Source organism: Promicromonospora sp. NPDC023805, assembly GCF_040639635.1.
Taxonomy (GTDB): Bacteria; Actinomycetota; Actinomycetes; order Actinomycetales; family Cellulomonadaceae; genus Promicromonospora.
In genome coordinates, this window is sequence record NZ_JBFAAH010000027.1 from 45,402 (window position 1) to 64,173 (window position 18,772).

The 18,772-nt window shown below is 70.8% G+C and carries 14 protein-coding genes; 1 reads left to right on the forward strand and 13 read right to left on the reverse strand.

What is annotated here, in order from left to right:
• Positions 1-15 precede the first annotated feature (15 nt).
• The 5 genes from AB0F70_RS22470 to AB0F70_RS22490 form a co-directional block, all read right to left on the reverse strand.
• On the reverse strand, positions 16-1,077 hold the full coding sequence (locus tag AB0F70_RS22470; RefSeq protein WP_357453570.1) for a prephenate dehydrogenase/arogenate dehydrogenase family protein: 1,062 nt from the start codon (positions 1,075-1,077) through the stop codon (positions 16-18).
• Positions 1,074-2,081, reverse strand: coding sequence for a prephenate dehydratase domain-containing protein (locus AB0F70_RS22475; protein ID WP_357453573.1), 1,008 nt, complete (start codon positions 2,079-2,081; stop codon positions 1,074-1,076). Before AB0F70_RS22475 ends, AB0F70_RS22470 begins: the two co-directional genes overlap by 4 nt.
• Positions 2,072-2,911, reverse strand: a complete 840-nt coding sequence (locus AB0F70_RS22480) for a hypothetical protein (RefSeq protein ID WP_357453576.1) — start codon at positions 2,909-2,911, stop codon at positions 2,072-2,074. Before AB0F70_RS22480 ends, AB0F70_RS22475 begins: the two co-directional genes overlap by 10 nt.
• Before the next feature lie 67 nt (positions 2,912-2,978).
• Positions 2,979-6,491 carry a VanW family protein gene (locus AB0F70_RS22485; protein ID WP_357453580.1) on the reverse strand — a complete coding sequence of 1,171 codons (3,513 nt, stop codon included), beginning with the start codon at positions 6,489-6,491 and terminating at the stop codon, positions 2,979-2,981.
• A gap of 449 nt (positions 6,492-6,940) precedes the next feature.
• Positions 6,941-7,339, reverse strand: a complete 399-nt coding sequence (locus AB0F70_RS22490) for a hypothetical protein (protein WP_357453583.1) — start codon at positions 7,337-7,339, stop codon at positions 6,941-6,943.
• Positions 7,340-7,397: 58 nt separating this feature from the next.
• Here AB0F70_RS22490 and AB0F70_RS22495 point away from each other — a divergent pair, with 58 nt between their 5' ends.
• Positions 7,398-7,967: a hypothetical protein gene (locus tag AB0F70_RS22495; RefSeq protein WP_357453586.1), complete on the forward strand. Its 570-nt coding sequence runs from the start codon at positions 7,398-7,400 to the stop codon at positions 7,965-7,967.
• A gap of 11 nt (positions 7,968-7,978) precedes the next feature.
• On the opposite strand, the gene AB0F70_RS22500 is transcribed toward AB0F70_RS22495, so the two are convergent.
• The 8 genes from AB0F70_RS22500 to AB0F70_RS22535 all read right to left on the reverse strand — a co-directional run bounded on the left by AB0F70_RS22500 (position 7,979) and on the right by AB0F70_RS22535 (position 18,738).
• Positions 7,979-9,145: a PIG-L family deacetylase gene (locus AB0F70_RS22500; RefSeq protein WP_357453589.1), complete on the reverse strand. Its 1,167-nt coding sequence runs from the start codon at positions 9,143-9,145 to the stop codon at positions 7,979-7,981.
• A gap of 34 nt (positions 9,146-9,179) precedes the next feature.
• Complete coding sequence (typA, locus tag AB0F70_RS22505; protein ID WP_357453666.1) at positions 9,180-11,117, reverse strand: translational GTPase TypA; 1,938 nt, start codon at positions 11,115-11,117, stop codon at positions 9,180-9,182.
• Positions 11,118-11,353: 236 nt separating this feature from the next.
• Positions 11,354-13,099, reverse strand: a complete 1,746-nt coding sequence (locus AB0F70_RS22510; protein ID WP_357453592.1) for an ABC transporter ATP-binding protein — start codon at positions 13,097-13,099, stop codon at positions 11,354-11,356.
• The gene (locus AB0F70_RS22515) at positions 13,096-14,052 is read right to left on the reverse strand and encodes an ABC transporter permease (protein WP_357453595.1); all 957 of its coding nucleotides are present in this window, start codon (positions 14,050-14,052) and stop codon (positions 13,096-13,098) included. The genes AB0F70_RS22510 and AB0F70_RS22515 overlap by 4 nt, the downstream gene beginning before the upstream one ends.
• Positions 14,045-14,971: an ABC transporter permease gene (locus AB0F70_RS22520; protein WP_357453598.1), complete on the reverse strand. Its 927-nt coding sequence runs from the start codon at positions 14,969-14,971 to the stop codon at positions 14,045-14,047. The genes AB0F70_RS22515 and AB0F70_RS22520 overlap by 8 nt, the downstream gene beginning before the upstream one ends.
• 152 nt (positions 14,972-15,123) lie before the next feature.
• Positions 15,124-16,818 carry an ABC transporter substrate-binding protein gene (locus AB0F70_RS22525; RefSeq protein ID WP_357453601.1) on the reverse strand — a complete coding sequence of 565 codons (1,695 nt, stop codon included), beginning with the start codon at positions 16,816-16,818 and terminating at the stop codon, positions 15,124-15,126.
• 247 nt (positions 16,819-17,065) lie between these two features.
• Positions 17,066-17,770 (reverse strand): ABC transporter ATP-binding protein, encoded by a 705-nt coding sequence (locus tag AB0F70_RS22530; protein WP_357453604.1) that lies wholly within the window; start codon positions 17,768-17,770, stop codon positions 17,066-17,068.
• Positions 17,767-18,738, reverse strand: a complete 972-nt coding sequence (locus AB0F70_RS22535) for an ABC transporter ATP-binding protein (RefSeq protein WP_357453607.1) — start codon at positions 18,736-18,738, stop codon at positions 17,767-17,769. The genes AB0F70_RS22530 and AB0F70_RS22535 overlap by 4 nt, the downstream gene beginning before the upstream one ends.
• Between the last annotated feature and the right edge of the window lie 34 nt (positions 18,739-18,772).

An 18,772-nucleotide genomic window follows, 5' to 3' on the forward strand; every position in this document is an offset into this window, starting at 1 on the left:
ATCATATCTGCTGTCTCAACGCGTCGCCCGGAGCTCCGCACCTCGGTCATCGAGCCGGATGACCACGGCGCCCTGAGCACACCGGCTCACCAGCTCCGCGGGCCAGTCGCCCGTCAGCGGCACCACCTCGGTGTCCGGGCCGACGCCGGCCCGGGGGACCCCGTCACCCGGACGCAGGCCGGTCACACGCGGCCCGCCCGGGCGGCCGATCAGCTCGCGTACGGGGTCCGGGCGGTCGAAGAACCAGTGCGTCGGCGCGTTGGACTCGAGCTCGTCCGCGAGCCGTTCGAGGTCCCGGGCCGCGAGCCGCAGCGCCGGGGCCACCCAGGCGGCGTTCTCGGTGACCATCGCCTCGGTGCGGCGCGGATCGGTGAGCCCGACCCGGGTCCCGTCCCGGAACGAGCCGGCCGCGAGTCCCAGGGCCAGGTCCCGCACCGGGGCGCCGGACACCGCCCCGAGCAGCTGGTTGGCCAGCACGTGCGGAACGTGCGACACGAGGGCGGCCGCCTCGTCGTGCAGGTCGTCGGTGAGCACGGCGGCGGTCCCGCCGAGCGGGCCGGTCACCAGCCGCAGCACCCGTTCCAGCCGGACGGCGTCGGTCCCCGCCACACCGGCCACGCCAACCCCAGTCGCCGCACAGGTCACCGCCCACGGGATGCCCTGCATCAGCTCCGCCGAGGAGGCATCGAACCCGCTCCGTTCCGTCCCCGACATCGGGTGCGCCCCGACGTACCGGCCGGCCAGACCGGCGTCCGCCACCGCCTCCCGCACCGGCGCCTTCACCGAGCCGACGTCGGTCACGGTCGGGTCCCAGCCCGGCTCGCCCGCCAGCGCCTCGGCGAGCTCCCCCGCGACCGCGCGCATGGCGCGCAGCGGCGCGGCGAGCACCACTATCTCCGGGCGGTGCAGCGCGAGCCCCGCGACGTCGTCCACCACCGAGAGGCCCGCCGCACGGGCCTCCTCGTTCGACGCCGGGTCGGTCGCGACGACCGGCACACCCGCCGCCTGCAGCGCCTTGGCCAGGGAGCCGCCGATCAGGCCCAGGCCGACGATCCCCACCGGGCCGTTGCCGCTCACCACAGCAGCCCACGTTCACGTGCCTGGTCGGAGTCCTTTGCCGAGATCGAGCCGACCGGGACATGGTCGGGGTCGAGCACGCCGTCGAGCGCCCGGAAGCCGGCGCCCGCCGGGAACAGGCCGAGCGTCTTGAGGGAGTCGCCTGCGGCGAGCAGGTCGCTCACCACCTCGCGGGCGCCCTGGTCCCACGGCGCCTCGTCGAACGTCACGACGAAGACGTACTTGCTCTCCTGCGCCTTGAGCGGCCGCGTGATCAGGCTCGACATGTTCACGCCCCGGTCCCCGAACGCGGCGGTGATCCGCGCGAGCACGCCCGGGCCGGTCACCGCCGGGGTGATGGCCAGCATCGTCTTCCAGGCCGTCGCCCCCGCGGCGCGAGATCGCGCCAGGTGCGCGTCGGCCGCGCTCCGCCGGGTCAGGACGAGGAAGCGGGTGCGGCCGCCGCGGAAGTCCTCGACCGCCTTCGCGTACGTCTCCAGCCCGTAGAGCTCGCCGCAGATCGTGGGCCCGAGCGCGATGGTGCCCGGTCCGGCGTCGCGGCACGCCGCCGCGTTGGACGACGCCGGAGCGGTCGCCAGGCCGGTGGTCGTGACGAAGCCGGCGCACTGCGCCAGGCCGTGCGGGTGCGCGGAGACCTCGGTCAGCTCGCCGTGACCAGGGCGCACGAACGCGTCGAACGACACGTCGAGCGCCACCTCGTCCACCGCCACGACGTCCGGGCTGGACAGCAGCGCGTCCAGCGAGGGCACCACGTAGCCCTCGACCGACGACTCGATGGCGACGACGCCGACGTCGGCCGTCCCGTCGGCCACGGCGTCGTGCACGTTCTTGACGGTGGCCAGCGGGTCGACGGTCACGTCGCCCGTGAAGCCACCTGCCGCGGCGTGCAGGCGCGCCCACTCCAGCGCCGCCTGGTGCGTGAACGTACCCTCCGGGCCCAGGTAAGCGGCCCGGGTGCCGCGCTCTGTGCCCGCCTCCGTGATGCCCGCCACCGTCATGCCCATCGGGGCGTCAGCGCGTCCGGCCCGGGCACGAACGACTCGCCGGGCAGGACGGCAAGGGTGCGGTGTGCCACGCCCCGCTCGGTGAGCGCGGCGACCAGGTCGTTCAGCACGTCCGACGTCGGGCAGGAGAAGGACGTGAAGAACACGTGCGGCCCGGCCGATGACGGCTGGCTGCGCAGGTGGTCAAGGTCGAGGCCGGCGTCGGCGACGAGCGCGAGCGTCGGCTGCAGGGAACCGAGGTGGTCGTCCGCCGGCCCGAACGCGAGCCATACCTGCGCGGGCTCGGCGAAGGGCGGCCAGTCGCCGCGGGACTCCAGGAGCCCGTACCAGACGGGTCCGCCCTCGGCGAGCGCGGCACTGTCGGGCAGCTCGGCGAAACCCGCCGGGACCCGGGACCGCTCGATCACCAGCGACCCGCCCTCACCCGCGAGGGCTATCCGCTCCTCGACCGTCGTGCGCGTCGGCACGAGGCGCGGGCTGGCGCCGAGGCTCCGCAGGACGCTCGCGCAGTCCCGCATCCCTGCCTCGTCGACCACCACCTGGCCCACGGTCGAGCCCGCACCGACCCACACCCACTGGCCGGGCACGGCTACCGCACCCGTCACGATGAGCGACGACGCACCCTCAAGGAGGGCACGCTCGAGGCCTGGCGCGGGGTGCTCCGGGTGTCCCAGGTGCACCACCGCCGCCAGTGCCTCGATGCCGGCCACCGTGGCGAGCGTGTCCGCCGTGGTGCCGAGGTCCAGCAGTTCGACCGGGTCGTTCCAGCCCGCCATCTGCGCGGCAAGCACCGCGTGCGCGGGAGACTCCCGCTCGCTACGTCCAAGCATGTGCGAAACCTACCGCCGGTGAGCCGTCCGAGCCTCACCGGAAAGCACTGGCGGCTAGTCACAGGTGCTAGTCACAGACCACCGGGTTGTCCGGGTTGTACGTGTGGTTGAAGGAGTTCTCCTTGGCCAGCTTGTCGCCCAGGTAGACCTTGCGGCTGATGCCGATCGAGAAGCCGGCCTCGCCGCCCGGGTACGGCTTGCAGTCCGCCGACGAGTCGTGGATCACCGACGTCGGCACGATGTTCGTCTTGCCGGTGCTGCCCGGCTCGACCCGGTAGTGCTTCGTGCTCCAGATCTTCACCCAGAGCCGACCGTCCGCCACATAGGACTGGAGCACCGCGCCGTAGGGCGTGTCGTTGGTGAACTTCATGTCCTTGGCGCCCACGTAGATCGTGGCCTCGCGACCCGGTGGGTAGCGCGGGAACCAGAAGGAGTGCGCGTGATGCTCCACGTCCTCGTAGCCGGCGAAGAACCCTGCGTTGAAGGTCGTCGTCGCCATCTGCGAGAGCCCGCCGCCCACTGCCTCGACGTGCTCGCCGTTCTCGATGACGCCCGCGTCGAAGTAGCCGTTCTCCAGCGTGATCGGCGCCAGGGCGTCGAGCAGGGAGAACGTCTCCCCCGGCTTCACGAGGTTGCCGGTGATCATCTCGGCGCCGCGCACCAGGTTCTGCGTGCGTACGGCTTCGTTCGTCAGCGGCGTGTCGAACTGCGCGACCACTTCCTTGACCCCGAGGGCGTTCAGGGAGTCGACGGTCTCCTTCGGGTCCTGCTCGACCAGCTCGACGGACGTCTCGCGGTCGTCGCTCGTCGCGGCGACCCGAACGGCCTTGCCCGCGTGGGCGGGATCGAGGGTGGTACCCGTCTTTCCCCCGACGACCGTCGGCCTGCCGCCGGCGAACTCGAAGTGGGCGTCGGACGGGACCTCCAGCAGGTCGTCGGTACCGTCAACGACTGCGGCGACGGTCGCCTCCTGGTCGATGATGGTGACGAGCTTGCCGTCGCGCTGCTCGAACCGGAACAGCCCCGCCAGCACGCCTGGCGCCAGGACCGGCGACTGCCCGCCGACGGACACCGTGACCGGCGCGGAGACGACCTTCTGCGCGATGGTGAGGCTCTCGTCGGTCTCCTGCTGCGTGATCGTCGGCTCGACCGGTTCGACCGGCAGGTCGTACGGGCCCTGCTGGAGGATCCATCGCTCCTGGATGATGCGCGAGGTCTCGCTCGCGACGATCCGCGAGCCCTCCTTCGGGTCCGTCTTGACCGCCTGTCCGTCGACGAACGAGACGGTGCCGTCCACGGGCTCGACGGCGAGCGACTCCTCGAGACCGGCCACCGCGGCGTCGAACTTCTTCTGGTCGATGGCCAGGACGAGCACCTCGGCCGGGCCGCCGAACATGTGCTCCCACATCCGCACCGGGCTCAGCGAGAACTCGGTGAGCTCCGCCGCCGTCGCCTCCGCGTCGATGGCGAGACCGCTCGGCTCCGGGGAGAGCTGGGCCTTGCCATCGCCCGCGGTGAGCTCGATCGGCTCCTTGGCCCGCGGCGCGAGCTGCTCGGTGATCGCGGCGGCGGCCTGGGTCTGCGTCATACCGCCGACGTCGACACCGGCCACCGTGGTCTCGCGCGGCGCCTTGTCGCTCAGACCCCACGCCACGAAGGCGTAGACCGCGAACAGCAGGACGACGACCAGCACGGAGATCAGCGCGATCTTCGGGCCGCGGCTCGGGGCGCCGTCTCCGGCGAGCCCGAAGAACTCACCCTGACCGGACGCGCCCGGACCGTTGGGCCCGACGGGGCCGAACGGTCCGCCGGGGCCACCCGGTCCGGCGGGGCCTTGCGGCCCACCTGGCTCCTGTGCGGAGGCTTCCGATGATGCCGCGTCCGGACGCACCGGCGCCCAACGGGTACCGGCCAGCGGACGGGACACCCGCTGGATCGCGCCGGTCAGCGGCTTCAGGAAGGAGTTCTGGTCGGATGCCGCCGGCGGAACCGCACCAGGAGGCGGTGCGACCGTCCCCGGCTGCGGGTTGGGCGCACGCGGCGGGAGCGACGGCGGAGCCGCGGGCATGGCCGGAGCGGCGGGCGTGGCCGGAGCGGCGGGCGCGGGTGTCGCCGGGGCGGGTGCGGGCACGGTCGGAGCGGCGGCACTCGCCGCTGCGCCGGCAGCGGCTCCGGCGGCGGCGGCTCCCGCGGCGGCAGCAGCGCCTGCTGCTGCTCCGGCGGACGCCGCGCCGGGCGTCGTGGCGCGCGGAGCTGGATCGGCGGGCGCTGCCTTGTCGGGCGCACCAGTCTTGGGCGCCGCCGTCTTAGGTGCCGCCGTCTTGGGCGCCACCTCGTCAGCCGTCGCCGGGTCAGATGTAGCGCCCCGGTCGGCCGAGCGTGGCGCGCCGGCCGGCGCGTCCGCCCTGGGGGCGGCCACCGGGGCAGGGACGGCAGGGGCAGGGGCCGCAGGTGTTGCGGCAGCCGCGCCGGCGGGAGCCTGCCTGGCCGCCGCGGCGCCGGCCGCGGCCGCCGTCGCTCCTGCTGCGCCTGCTGCGGCGCCGAATGCCGCGGCCGCGGGCCGCGGGGCGTCGGCGGCCGGTGCAGCAGGGACCGGTCCGGCGGCGGTTCCGGTCTTCGTCTCGTCGGAGGTCCTGCCCCCGTCTGTCTCGCCGGGAGCCTGGCCCACGGGCGCGGCGGGTTCGGCCGGCTTGGCAGGGGTCTGCGGCGGGGTGGCCGCGCCGTCGGCGCTGTTCGCCCCGGGCGCCGTCTTGGGCGGACGGTCGAACGCGAAGACCCGTGGCGTGTAGCCGCTCCGCGGCGTGGCAGCAGCCTTCGTCGGCGGCGTCTCCAGCTTCTCCACGACCGTCTGCAGCACCGCTACCGGCACGGAGTCGACGACGGCCGGCGTGACCGGTGCGCTCTCGGTCGAGGACGTGTTCGAAGCGGGTCCGCTCACCGGCTCGGGCTTGCTCGGAGCGTCGGGCTTGCTCGAAGCCTTGGGCTCGATCGGTGCCGCAGCGGCGGGCTCGGTCGGGGCCTTGGACTCGCTCGGAGCTGCGGGCTCGCTCGGCACAGCGGCCTCAGGCTTGCTCGGAACCTTTGGCTCGCTCGGAGCTGCGGGCTCGCTCGGACCCGCCACCTCAGGCTTGCTCGGAGCCGCCGGCTCGCTCGGCACAGCGACCTCGGGCTTGCTCGGAACCTCGGGCTTGCTCGGAGCCGCCGGCTCGCTCGGGCCCGCCACCTCAGGCTTGCTCGGAGCCGCCGGCTTGCTCGGAACCTCGGGCTTGCTCGGAGCGTCAGGCACGCTCGGAGCCGCGCCCGCAGGCTCGCTCTCCGGTCCGGACGCTGGCTCACCAGGGATCTCCGCCGCGTCCGAGGACACGGGCGGGACCGGCACCTCGGACGTGCCAGCAACCTCAGGCCCGCTCGGCGTCACAGGCGGGGCGGACAGCTCGGGTTCGCTCGGTGTGCCGGCCGGCACCTCGGCGTCCGCTCCGAGGGCCCTGGGGGCGCTCTCGGGTGCCGCAGGCGATGCTGCGGGCGGCACGACGGGCGTGCGCGGGGCCTCGGGGGCCTCGGACTGCTCCGGACGGGTCACGGGCTGGGCCTTCTCTGGGGATCTGGGGTCCGGCTGCGCGGTCGATTGACCGGCCGGTACTGAGGTTTGCGCTGCCCCGGGGTCGCTCGACCGTACCGGGGGCTTCGCAGCCTGCCTCGGCACGCTGCCAGGGCGCGTTCGGGACAAGCGGGGAGGCGTCACCGGGGCGGGTTGCGTCCCGGTGTTCTCGTCTGACGTCGGCTCGAGCGGTTCGTCACGCTCGGTCGGCTGGCCCATCGGCACGCTCCGTGCAACTACCCGAGACGCGGGCTCTCCGCGTCCCTCAAGGGCGCACCTGGCCTGCGGCGAATCCGCTGGACGGGGCCGCCCTGCCGGGCATCCTATCCAGCGGGAATCCCGCCCGAGGCCGCGTACTGGACACCCCGAGGTGGAGGTTGTGTATCAATCCTGACCAACACCCTGAACCAGCCTGCGAAAGACCGCAGACGTCAGGCAGCAGGCCGATCCCGGCGTGCCGGAACCTCAGCGAACCATGACGACGGAAGGAACGCGACGACCGCGAGGACCGCCACCCCCGAGTACGACCAGACCATGCCGAGCACGCCTGCCGGGACCACCACGTCGCCCCCGGACCCCGGAAGGGACAGGGCCTGCACCATGGCGACCCAGCCCACGCCGAATCCAAGCAGTGTGCCGTAGCCGGCCCAGGCGCGCGCGAGCACGCCTGCCGCGGCGGTCAGAGCCAGCGCGAGAGCCAGTCCGAGGTACCAGGACTCGTCACCGAATCTGTGCACCACGGTCCCGAGGCCGCCCATGACCACGCCGAGCAGCACGGCGAGCAGGGTGCGCACGATCGTTCGTCCGAGGTGACGTCGGGGTGAGTTCACCCAGCCATTGTCCAGCATTCACCTGGGAGGACACTGCGAATGTGCGACACTCCGGCGGGTGAATACGCTTCAGGCACAGACTCAGCTCATCGTTCGACAGCGCATCCGGCTGATGGTCAACCAGTACGAGGTGCACGGCGCACGTCCCGACGGCTCCGAGGGCGAGCTCTACGCGTTCGCGCAGCAGAAGCGCATGGCCTTCCGCGAACAGGTGACGCTCTACACCGACGACACCAAGCGGGAGCCGGTGCTCGGCTTCAAGGCGCGCCAGATGATGGACCTCGGTGCCACCTACGACGTCGTCGACGGTAGCGGCAACCCGGTCGGCTCGTTCCGCAAGGACTTCGCCAAGTCGCTGCTGCGCACCACCTGGCACGTCGAGCAGCCCGGGTTCGGCACGGCAACCGGGTCAGAGCGCAGCATGGCGGTCGCCATCATCCGCCGGCTCGTCGAGGCGGCCTGGCTGCCGTACCACTTCGACTTCCTGGTCAACGGCCAGCCCGCGTTCACCGTGGAGAAGAAGTGGGGCCTGCGTGACCGCTACGTCGTCAACATCCAGGACCCGAACATCGACCGTCGGCTCGTGACCGCCATGGCGATCGGCCTGGACGCCCTCCAGGAGCGCTGATCCCCCGGCGGTCACTCGGGTGACGAGAAGCTGCTGACCAGATAGGTCTCCGTGGTCAGGATCGGCGCGAGCACATTGTTGGACAGGGCGTACCACCCGGCGATCGGCCCTTCGGACGGCGCCAGTGCGGTCGCATGCTGCACCTGCGAGGCATGCGCGTGCATGCCCTCGACCACCCGTCCGACCACCGGCCGGACGTCCAGCCGCGCGATCCGGCCCGCGCGAGTGATCGGTAGAACGTCAGGTGTTCGGTACCCCGGGGTACCGAACACCTGACGTTCTGCCGACCGCGTGTCCAGGCCCTGCTTGGCGTACGGCGGCAGGTCCTCGTCCGGGTTCGCGAAGGTGAGGTCCTCGGCCGCGGCGAGCGACACCGCCTCCGGCAGCGCGGCGAGCGTCGCGCGCGCCTCGCGCAGCTCGGCCGCGGGCACGACGGCCTGCCACAGCTCGGCGCCCGCCCAGGGCTCGTCCCACTGTCCGACGCCGAGGTCCGGCGCGCCCTCCCCCGCCGACGCGCCTCCGCCGCCAGGCCGCCAGGCCGGGTCCGCCGCGAGCTCGAGCGCGCGGACCGTCACCTGGTGCGCGCGCACGTGGTCGGGGTGCCCGTACCCGCCTCCTGGCTCGTAGGTGGCGACGACGGCGGGGCGCCGTGCGCGGACGAGGGCCGCGAGCCGGCCGGCGGACTCGTCGAGCGGGACCCGCGCGAACGCCGTCGGCGGGGAGTCCGGTGCCGGCCCGGCGACGCCTGGCGCGACCCAGGTCATGCCGGAGTCCTCGTACAGCACCTCAGCCGGAGGCTCGGTCGCGCAGGCGCCCCCGGTGGCGGATAGGCCGGAGGGCGGCAGATCGTCCAGGAAGGCGTGCTCGACGGCGCCGTCGACTCCCCCGCCCAGCCGCCACAGCGCGGCGGCCAGCTCGGTCTCGCGGTAGGCGCCGAGCGCGGGTCCGTCGCCCTCGAGGCCGGCGCGACCCTCCGACGTCGTACCCGGGAGGGCGAGCACCTCGCCGCGTTCCCCGCGCGTGCAGGTCACCACGCACACGGGCAGCCCGGCGTCCGCGAAGGTAGCCAGCAGGCCGCCGGTCGACAGCGTCTCGTCGTCGGGATGCGCATGAACGGCCAGCACCCCGCCGGAGAAAGCACTGAGTGCTGGATATCTGCCCTCAGAACGAACGTTCATGGGCGAATATCCAGCACTCAGCGAGAGGGGTTGATCAGTTGCGCTTGGCCCGGGCCGTCGCGCGGGCACGGTCCGTCGCGTTGAGCAGGACCTTGCGGATACGGACGACCTCAGGGGTCACCTCGACGCACTCGTCCTCCTGCGCGAACTCGAGGGACTCCTCGAGCGTGAGCCTGCGCGGCGGGATGAGGTTCTCGAAGTTGTCGGCGCTGGCGGAGCGCATGTTCGTCAGCTTCTTTTCCTTGGTGATGTTGACGTCCATGTCCTCGTTGCGCGAGTTCTCGCCGACGATCATGCCCTCGTACACCTCCTGCGTGGGCTCCACGAAGAAGGAGCCGCGCTCCTGCAGGTTGATCATGGCGAACGGCGTGACCTTGCCGGCGCGGTCGGAGACGAGCGAGCCGGTCATGCGCGACTCGATCGGGCCGTGCCAGGGCTCGTAGCCCTCGCCGATCGACGCCGCGATGCCGGTGCCGCGGGTGTCCGTGAGGAACTGGGTGCGGAAGCCGATGAGGCCACGCGCCGGGACCATGAACTCCATACGGACCCAGCCGGTGCCGTGGTTCGTCATGGTCTCCATGCGGCCCTTGCGCTGCGCGAGGAGCTGCGTGACGGCGCCGAGGTACTCCTCGGGCACGTCGATGGTCATGTGCTCCATGGGCTCGTGGAGCTTGCCGTCGATCTGCTTGGTGACGACCTGCGGCTTGCCGACCGTGAGCTCGAAGCCCTCGCGACGCATCTGCTCGACGAGGATGGCCAGGGCCAGCTCGCCACGGCCCTGCACCTCCCAGGCGTCGGGACGCTCGGTCGGGAGCACCTTGAGCGAGACGTTGCCGACGAGCTCGGAGTCGAGACGGTCCTTGACCTGGCGGGCGGTGACCTTGTGGCCCTTGCCGCCCTTGCCCGCGAGCGGGCCGGTGTTGATACCGATGGTCATCGAGATCGCCGGGTCGTCGACCGTGATGAGCGGCAGCGGACGCGGGTCGTTGATGTCCGTCAGGGTCTCGCCGATCATGATGTCCGCGATACCGGCGACGGCGACGATCTCGCCGGGGCCAGCCTTGTCCGTGGGCACGCGGTCGAGCGCCTTGGTCTCCAGCAGCTCGGTGATCTTCACGCTCTGCAGCGAGCCGTCGTGGCGGGCCCACGCGACGGTCTGACCCTTGACCAGGGTGCCGTTGTGGATGCGCAGCAGGGCGAGGCGACCGAGGAACGGCGACGCGTCGAGGTTGGTGACGTGCGCCTGCAGCGGCATGTCCTCCTCGTACGTCGGGGCCGGGGTCTTCTCGAGGATGGTCGCGAACAGCGGCTCGAGGTCCTCGCTGGCGGGCAGGCCGCCGTCGGCGGGCTGCTCGGTGGAGGCGCGGCCGGCCTTCGCCGACGCGTACACGACGGGGACGTCGAGGATGGCGTCCAGGTCGAGGTCCTCGACCTCGTCGGACAGGTCGCTGGCCAGGCCGAGCAGCAGGTCGGTGGTCTCGGCGACGACCTCGGTGATGCGTGCGTCCGGGCGGTCGACCTTGTTCACCACGACGATGACGGGCAGCTTCGCGGCCAGCGCCTTGCGCAGGACGAACCGGGTCTGGGGCAGCGGGCCCTCGGACGCGTCGACGAGCAGCACGACGCCGTCGACCATCGACAGGCCGCGCTCGACCTCACCGCCGAAGTCGGCGTGGCCCGGGGTGTCGATCACGTTGATGGTGATGCCGTCGGGCTCACCGTTCGCCGCGGCCGCCGGTCCGGAGTACCGGATGGCGGTGTTCTTGGCGAGGATCGTGATGCCCTTCTCGCGCTCCAGGTCACCCGAGTCCATCACACGGTCCTCGAGGTGCTGGCGGGCGCCAAAGGATCCGGACTGCCGCAGCATGGCGTCCACGAGCGTGGTCTTGCCATGGTCGACGTGGGCCACGATCGCGACGTTTCGAAGGTCGGAACGGGTCGCACGGACCGAGGTCGGCGCGGTTGCAGGCACGGTCACGGAAGCACTCATTTCCAGAAGGGAGGTCAGGGGCGCGGACTCTGATCCGAAGGTGGACCGGTCTCGCAGCACCACCCATCCTACCCGCGAATCGAAATCACCAGGTGTCGACCGTGTCACTGTTCCGAGAACAACCCGTGCCGAGGTAGTCGTGCGGCGAGGTAGTCACTCAGCGCGAACTGGGTGACTACCTCGCTGCACGACTACCTCGGCGAGTGGGAACCCGTCGGTCAGCCGCCGATCTCCAGGCTCGCGCCCGGGATCGCCGCCAGCAGGTCCCGCGTGTACTCCTGCTGCGGGTTGTCGAACACCTCGTCGGTGGTCGCGTGCTCCACGATGCTGCCGTCCTTCATCACGGCGACGAGGTCCGCGATCTGCCGCACGACCGCGAGGTCGTGCGTGATGAACAGGTACGACAGCCCCAGCTCGGCCTGCAGGTCGTTGAGCAGCGTCAGGATCTGCGCCTGGACCAGCACGTCGAGCGCCGAGACGGCCTCGTCGAGCACGAGCACCTCTGGCTTGAGCGCCAGCGCACGCGCGATGGCGATGCGCTGCCGCTGGCCGCCCGAGAGCTCGTTCGGGAACCGGCGCAGGGTCGCCTGCGGCAGCGAGACCATGTCCAGCAGCTCGCGGACGCGGGCCTCGCGGGACTTGCGGTCACCCACCCGGTGCAGGGCGAGCGGCTCCTCGATCGAGCGGAACACCGAGTACGTCGGGTCCAGCGACCCGTACGGGTTCTGGAACACCGGCTGCACCCGACGGCGCAGCGCGAACTGCTCCTTCGCGGACATCTTGGCGACGTCCTTGCCGTCGAACGCGACCGTGCCCGACGTCGGTTCGAGCAGTCCCAGCACCATGTTGGCCGCCGTGGACTTACCGGAGCCCGACTCGCCCACCAGCGCGAGCGTGTGCCCCTTGGGCAGCGCGAAGTTGACGCTGTCGACCGCCGTGAAGTCGCTGTGCCCACCTGGCCGGGAACCGCGGATACGGAACACCTTGGTCAGGTCCTTCGCCACGACGACGTCGGGGGCCGAGGCCTCCACCTCGTCCGCGTGCTCGGCGAGCAGGTCCTCCGCCTCCGCGCCACGCTCGTGCGCGGACTGGATGCGGCGCGAGGCCAGCGACGGGGCCGAGGCCACGAGCCGCTTGGTGTACTCGTGCTGCGGGTCCTTGAGGATCTGAGCCGCGGGACCGGACTCGACGACCTTGCCCTTGTACATGACCACGAGGTGCTCGGCTCGCTCCGCAGCGAGACCCAGGTCGTGCGTGATGAACAGGACGGCGGTGCCGAGCTCGTCGGTGAGGCCCTCCAGGTGGTCCAGGATCTTCTTCTGCACCGTGACGTCGAGGGCCGACGTCGGCTCGTCCGCGATGAGCAGCTTGGGCCGCGAGGCCAGGCCGATCGCGATGAGCGCGCGCTGGCGCATACCGCCGGAGAACTCGTGCGGGAACTGGCGGGCCCGACGCGCCGCGTCGGGCAGGCCGGCCTCGCCGAGCAGCTCGACGACGCGCGCCCTCCGCTCCACCCTGGAGCCCTGGAAGCCGTTGGCCACCAGCGCCTCGTCGATCTGCGTGCCGATGCGCCACACCGGGTTCAGGTTCGACATCGGATCCTGCGGCACCAGACCGATCTCCCGGCCGCGCAGGTCCTCGACCTGCTTGCGATGCAGGCCGACGAGCTCGCGCCCGCCGAACGAGATGGACCCGCCGGTCACCTTGCCGGTGCCCGGCAGCAGGTCGATGATCGCGTGCGCCGTGGTCGACTTGCCCGAGCCCGACTCGCCGACGATCGCCACGGACTGGCCCGGATAGACCGTGAGGTCCACGCCGCGCACGGCATTGACCGTTCCGGTGGCCGTGGTGAAGGAGATCTGCAGGTCGCGGATCTCCAGCAGCGGGGTGCGGTCGTCACGCTTCTCGGCGGGCACCGGGGCGTCCTCGGTGGTTCCGTCGGTGAGGGTGATCGTGGTGGTCATCGCTTCCTCGCCTTCGGGTCGAGGGCGTCGCGCACGACGTCGCCCATCATGATGAAGCTCAGCACGGTTATTGCGAGCGCGGTGGCCGGGTAGATCATGATCTCCGGGGCGACCCGGATGGCCTCCTGCGCCTTGGCGAGGTCACCGCCCCACGAGATCGTGGTGCTCGGCAGACCGATACCGAGGAAGCTCAGCGTCGCCTCCGCCACGATGAACGTACCGAGCGCCACCGTCGCGTAGACGATGATCGGCGCGGCGGCGTTGGGCAGCACGTGCTTCCCCAGGATCGCCAGCCGGCCCATACCGAGCGCCTTGGCCGCGGTCACGAACTCGTTGTTCTTGACCCCGAGCACGGCGCCGCGTGTGATGCGCGCGATGGAGGTCCAGCCGAAGGTGGCGAGCACGACGGCGACGACCACCTCGTTCCGGTCCTGCAGCAGGCTCATGATGACGATCGCCGCGAGCACGAACGGCACGGCGAAGAAGATGTCGGTGAACCGGGACAGGATCGTGTCGAACCAGCCGCCGAAGTAGCCGGCGACCGAGCCGATGAGGGTGCCGAGCACGACGACGAAGATCGTCGACAGGACGCCGACTGTCACCGAGGCGCGGGCACCGTGGATCGCCCGGTAGTAGAGGTCGCAACCCTGCTTGTCGAACCCGAAGATGTGGCCCTGGGTAGGCCCACCCAGCGAGTCCGTGAGGACGCACTTGGGGCTCGCGGAGGTGAACAGCCCCGGGACCACCGCCATCAGGATGACGAACACGATGAGCGCGGCGGAGACCCAGAACAGAGGCCGGTGGCGCATGTCACGCCATGCCTCTTGCCAGAGGCTGGACGGCGCCTCGGAGACGTCGACGGCGTCGACCACCCCGACCTGCACGTCCTCAGGAGGCGCGACGAAGTGTTCCTGCCCCGGGCGCGGAGTCTTCTCGTAGCGGTTGTCAGGCATAACGGATCCTCGGGTCCAGGACGGCGTAGAACACGTCCACGATCAGGTTGGCGAAGATATAGACGACGACGAGCACCGTAGACAGCGACACCACCGTCACGTTCTCACCGCGGGTGATCGCCTGAAAGAGGGTTCCACCGACGCCGTTGATGTTGAAGATGCCCTCGGTCACGATCGAGCCGGCCATGAGGTTGCCCAGGTCGATACCGATGAAGGTGACCACCGGGATCAGCGAGTTGCGCAGCACGTGGCGCGTCATGATCTTGCCCCGCGGCAGGCCCTTGGCGCGGGCCGTCCGCACGAAGTCCGCCGTGATGTTCTCGGCGACTGACGTCCGTGTCAGGCGCAAGATGTAGGCGAAGGACGTGGTAGCCAGCACGATCGCGGGCATCAGCAGGCTGATGAAGTCGGGATCTCGTCCGGCTGTGATCGGGAGCCAGCCGAGCTGCACGCCGACGACGGCCTGCAGCACGAAGCCGATCACGAACGTGGGCACCGAGATGAGCAGCAGGCTCCAGAGCAGCACCGTGGAGTCGAAGAGCTTGCCCTTGCGCACACCGGCCCAGAGGCCGAAGGCGATGCCGAACACCGTCTCGATGACCAGGGCCATGAGCGCGAGCTGGAACGTCACCGGGAACGCCTGGGCGATGACCTCGACGACGGGGCGTCCGGTGAACGTGACGCCCATGTCGAACGTGAAGACGCCCTTGAGGAAGTACAGGTACTGCATGAAGAACGGCTGATCCAGGTGGTACGCCTCGCGGATCGCGAGCTCGGCGGCCGGCGACAGCCCGCGTTCGCCGCCGAGCGCAGCCACAGGATCGCCCGGACGCAGGAACACGAGTCCGTACAGCAGCAGCGTGGCGCCGAGGAACACAGGGATCACCTGCAACAGCCGGCGTCCGATGTACCAGAGCATTGGTTGGTCTCCTTGTTGATAGCTGCGGAAGATTCTTCCGGATCACATCCGGTACTCAGGCTCCGCACAGGGGAGGGCGGGGTGCGTTGTTCACGCGCCCCGCCCGCCACCTGGGGTGATAGGTCACTCCGGCGTACCGGAAGTGATCACTGTCACTCCGTCTTGGTCACCTCGTACAGCAGCGGCATGCTGTCCCAGCCGAACTCCACGTTCTCGACGTGCTCGGAGTGCCCGGCCGTCGTGGAGTAGTACCACAGCGGGATGCCCGGGAGGTCCTTGAAGAGGATCTCCTGCGCCTTGTTGTAGAGCACGTTGGCCTCGTCGAGCGAGGGGGCACCAGCCGCCGCGGCCAGAGCGGCGTCGAACTCGTCGCTCTCGTACCGGCCGTCGTTCGAGCCCGCGAGCGCCGCCTTGCTGTAGAGCGGGCCCAGGTAGTTCTGCAGCGACGGGTAGTCCGCGGACCAGCCGGCGCGGAACAGGCCGTCGACCTTGCCCTTCGGGCCCTTGTCACGCTCGTCGAGGACCTCGTCGAACGTGGGGTAACCGGTCATCTCGCACTTGATGTCGAGATCGTTGATGTACCCGTTGCAGACGGCCTCGACCCACGTCTGGTGGTCGCGGTCCGTGTTGGTGCTGATGGTCAGGACGTAGTCGTCCGGCAGCGGGTCTTCCTCGTTGGCCTCGTCCCAGAGGGTCTTGGCCTCCTCGGCGTTGTACGTGGTGACCTCGTTGCCCGGGATCTCGCCGGTCCAGCCGTCGATGACGGGCGACGTGAAGTCGGTCGCCGGGGTGCGGGTCCCCGCGAAGATCGTCTCGGTGATCTGCTCGCGGTCGATCGCCATGGACAGGGCCTGGCGGCGCTTGAGACCGGCCTCGCCCTGGAACTCGGGGAGCCATTCGGGCACGGTCATCGCGGCGAAGTTGGCGGACGGCTCACTGACGGCGTTCTCACCCAGGTCGTCCTCGAAGGTGCTCATGGCCGAGGTCGGCACTTCTTCGAGGATGTCGATGTTGCCGCCCTGCAGGTCCGCGTACGCGGTGTTCTCGTCCGTGTAGACGATGAAGTCGATCCCACCGTTCTGGGCCTTGCGCGGACCGTCGTACGCGTCGTTCGGCACCAGGCTGAGCGTGTTCGCGTGCTCCCAGCTGTCCACCTTGTAGGGCCCGTTGACGACGGTGTTCTCCGCCTCGGTGCCGAACGCGTCGGAGTCCGCGAAGAATGCCTCGGGCAGCGGGTAGAACGCCGAGTAGCCCAGGCGGATCGGGAAGTCGGACTCCGGCTGGGTCAGCTTGACCGTGAACTCGGTGGGGCTCACGACCTTGAGGCCGGACAGCGTCTCCGCCGTCGGCTCCTCGGCCATACCGGACACGTTGCCCTCGTCGTCGAACTCGGGCACGCCCTGCGCTTCGGCAAAACCCTCGACCGACGAGAAGAAGCCGGCGCCCTTGGCGCCGTTCGGGCCATAGCCTGCCCAGTTCCACGCGTCGACGAAGCTGTCCGCCGTGATCTCGGTACCGTCGGACCACTCCCACCCGTCCTGGATCGTGATGGTCCAAGTCTGGTTGTCGTCGGACTCGATCGACTCGGCGATCTCGTTGTGCACGACACCCTCGGCGTCGTAGTAGACGAGGCCCGAGTAGAGCTGCTGGACAACGAGTCCGCCCTCGGTCTCGTTGGTCTTCGACCCGACGAGCGGGTTCTGGGGCTCACCGTTGCTGATCGTCACGATGCCGGTGCTCGTGCCCTCGGCGGGGGGCTCTTCGCCACCGCCGCCGCAAGCCGTCAGCACGAGCGCGGACGCGAGCGCAAACGCACTCAGCCCCACAAGTCGCTTTCGAGGTGTCACGTGTCCTCCTGGGTAGCAGTTCACCCCGGTCCGACGGGTTGCCGTCCGGAGCGATGCGGACGCTTCTTTGCGCCCAGTGATAACAGACCTAACGTAGCCGCTACATGCAGATGGCGATGACCACCTCACAGGAAAAGCCACCGAGTTGTGACCATCTCGGTATGCGCGGGTAACACTCGGTAACAGTTCTGACCAGGTGGTTCTCACACCCGTAACAAAGGTGCCGTCAGGCCGCTCACCAGGAAATTCACCCGTTGTCTCGGTCTATCACCCGCCCGTCGTGGAGTTCCACCACCCGGTCCGCGCGTGCCATCAGCTCCGGGTCGTGCGTCGAGACGACGGCGGCGACGCCCCTCTCGTGCACCACCCGGGCGAGGAGGTCCATCACCACGGCGGCGGTCCCTGAGTCGAGCTGTCCGGTGGGCTCGTCCGCGAGCAGCAGCTCCGGATCGGCCACGAGCGCGCGGGCGATGCCCACCCGCTGCTGCTGACCACCCGACAGCTCGTAGGGCCGCTGCTTCGCGTGCCCGGCCAGCCCGACGGCGTCCAACGCAGCCGCCACCCGTTCCGCGCGCTCGGCCGGGGCCGTGCGCCGCAGGCGCAGCGGCACCTCCACGTTCTCCGCCGCTGACAGCACGGGCACCAGCCCGAACGACTGGAACACGTAACCGATCCGCTCACGCCGGGCGGTGAGCACCGCCTTCTCCCCCAGCGCCGTCAGCTCGGAGTCGCCCAGCCACACGCTGCCCGACGTCGGACGGTCCAGGCCGCCCAGCAGGTTCAGCAACGTGGTCTTCCCCGAACCGGACGGTCCCCGCACCACGAGCAGCTCGCCCGCCGCGACCTCCAGCGACGCGCTGGTGAGCGCGTGCACCTCGCCTGCCCCGGTACCGAACACCCTGGTGAGGTCCTGGGCGCGCAGCACGGTGCGCGCCTCGGTAGTCGTCGTCATCGGTCCTCCTCGGTCTTCCGGTCCGCCGCCGGGGCCGGCGCCGCCGGCCAGACGCCGACGTGGTCCGGCTCCAGGGCCAGCCGCACGCGGTCGCGCAGGTCGAGCGCCTGCACGAAGTCCTGCGGCAGCTGCAGGCGGCCCACCCGGTCGAGCACCGCGAACTCCTCCGAGACGTGCCGTGCCTGTCCGTGCTCGTCGGTCTCCGTACGCCGGAGCGTCTCCGTGGAGGTACGGCCGTCGCGGATCTGGATGGTGCGCGCGACGTGCTCGGACACCGTCGGGTCGTGCGTCACGATCAGGGTGGTCACGCCCGTCTCCCGGTTCACGCCGCGCAGGGCCTCCAGCACCTCGACGGAGGTGGCCTCGTCGAGCTCGCCGGTGGGCTCGTCGGCCAGCAGCACGCGGGGGCTGTTGGCCACGGCGACCGCGATCGCCGTCCGCTGCTGCTCCCCGCCGGACATCTCGCCCGGCCGCCGCCCGGCCACATGACCGACCTCCAGCAGCTCGAGCAGTGCCTCGACGCGGCGCGCGCGGTCCCGTCTCGACAGGCTCGACCCCCGGGACGCGAGCTCCAGCGGGAGCCGGACGTTCTCGCTCGCCGTGAGGTACGGCAGGAGGTTGCGCGAGGTCTGCTGCCACACGAAGCCGACGGTCGAGCGCTGGTAGCGCACCCGCTCCGCGTGCCCCATGGTCAGCAGGTCGGTGCCCGCCACCACCGCCGACCCGCCGGTCGGTGTGTCCAGGCCGGAGAGGATCGTCAGCAGCGTGGACTTCCCGGATCCGGACGCGCCGACGACGGCGACGATCTCCCCCGGGTCGACGCTCAGCGTCAGGCCCTGCAGCGCCTGCACCTCCACGCCGTCCGTGGCGAAGATCCGGACCAGGTCGCCGCACCGGATCTCCCCGCCGTCCGCCGGCACGGCCGCCACCGGAGCGCCGCCGTCCGTCAGCTCGATGGTCGTGCTCATCGGGTCTCCTCTCGAACGCCTGGGTCCATCGTCG

Coding starts and splice junctions, on each gene's coding strand:
- AB0F70_RS22475 (WP_357453573.1), bottom strand. CDS start 2,081: ATGGGCATGACGGTGGCGGGCATCACGGAGGCGGGCACAGAGCGCGGC.
- AB0F70_RS22480 (WP_357453576.1), bottom strand. CDS start 2,911: ATGCTTGGACGTAGCGAGCGGGAGTCTCCCGCGCACGCGGTGCTTGCC.
- AB0F70_RS22500 (WP_357453589.1), bottom strand. CDS start 9,145: ATGAACGTTCGTTCTGAGGGCAGATATCCAGCACTCAGTGCTTTCTCC.
- AB0F70_RS22510 (WP_357453592.1), bottom strand. CDS start 13,099: ATGACCACCACGATCACCCTCACCGACGGAACCACCGAGGACGCCCCG.
- AB0F70_RS22515 (WP_357453595.1), bottom strand. CDS start 14,052: ATGCCTGACAACCGCTACGAGAAGACTCCGCGCCCGGGGCAGGAACAC.
- AB0F70_RS22520 (WP_357453598.1), bottom strand. CDS start 14,971: ATGCTCTGGTACATCGGACGCCGGCTGTTGCAGGTGATCCCTGTGTTC.
- AB0F70_RS22530 (WP_357453604.1), bottom strand. CDS start 17,770: ATGACGACGACTACCGAGGCGCGCACCGTGCTGCGCGCCCAGGACCTC.
- AB0F70_RS22535 (WP_357453607.1), bottom strand. CDS start 18,738: ATGAGCACGACCATCGAGCTGACGGACGGCGGCGCTCCGGTGGCGGCC.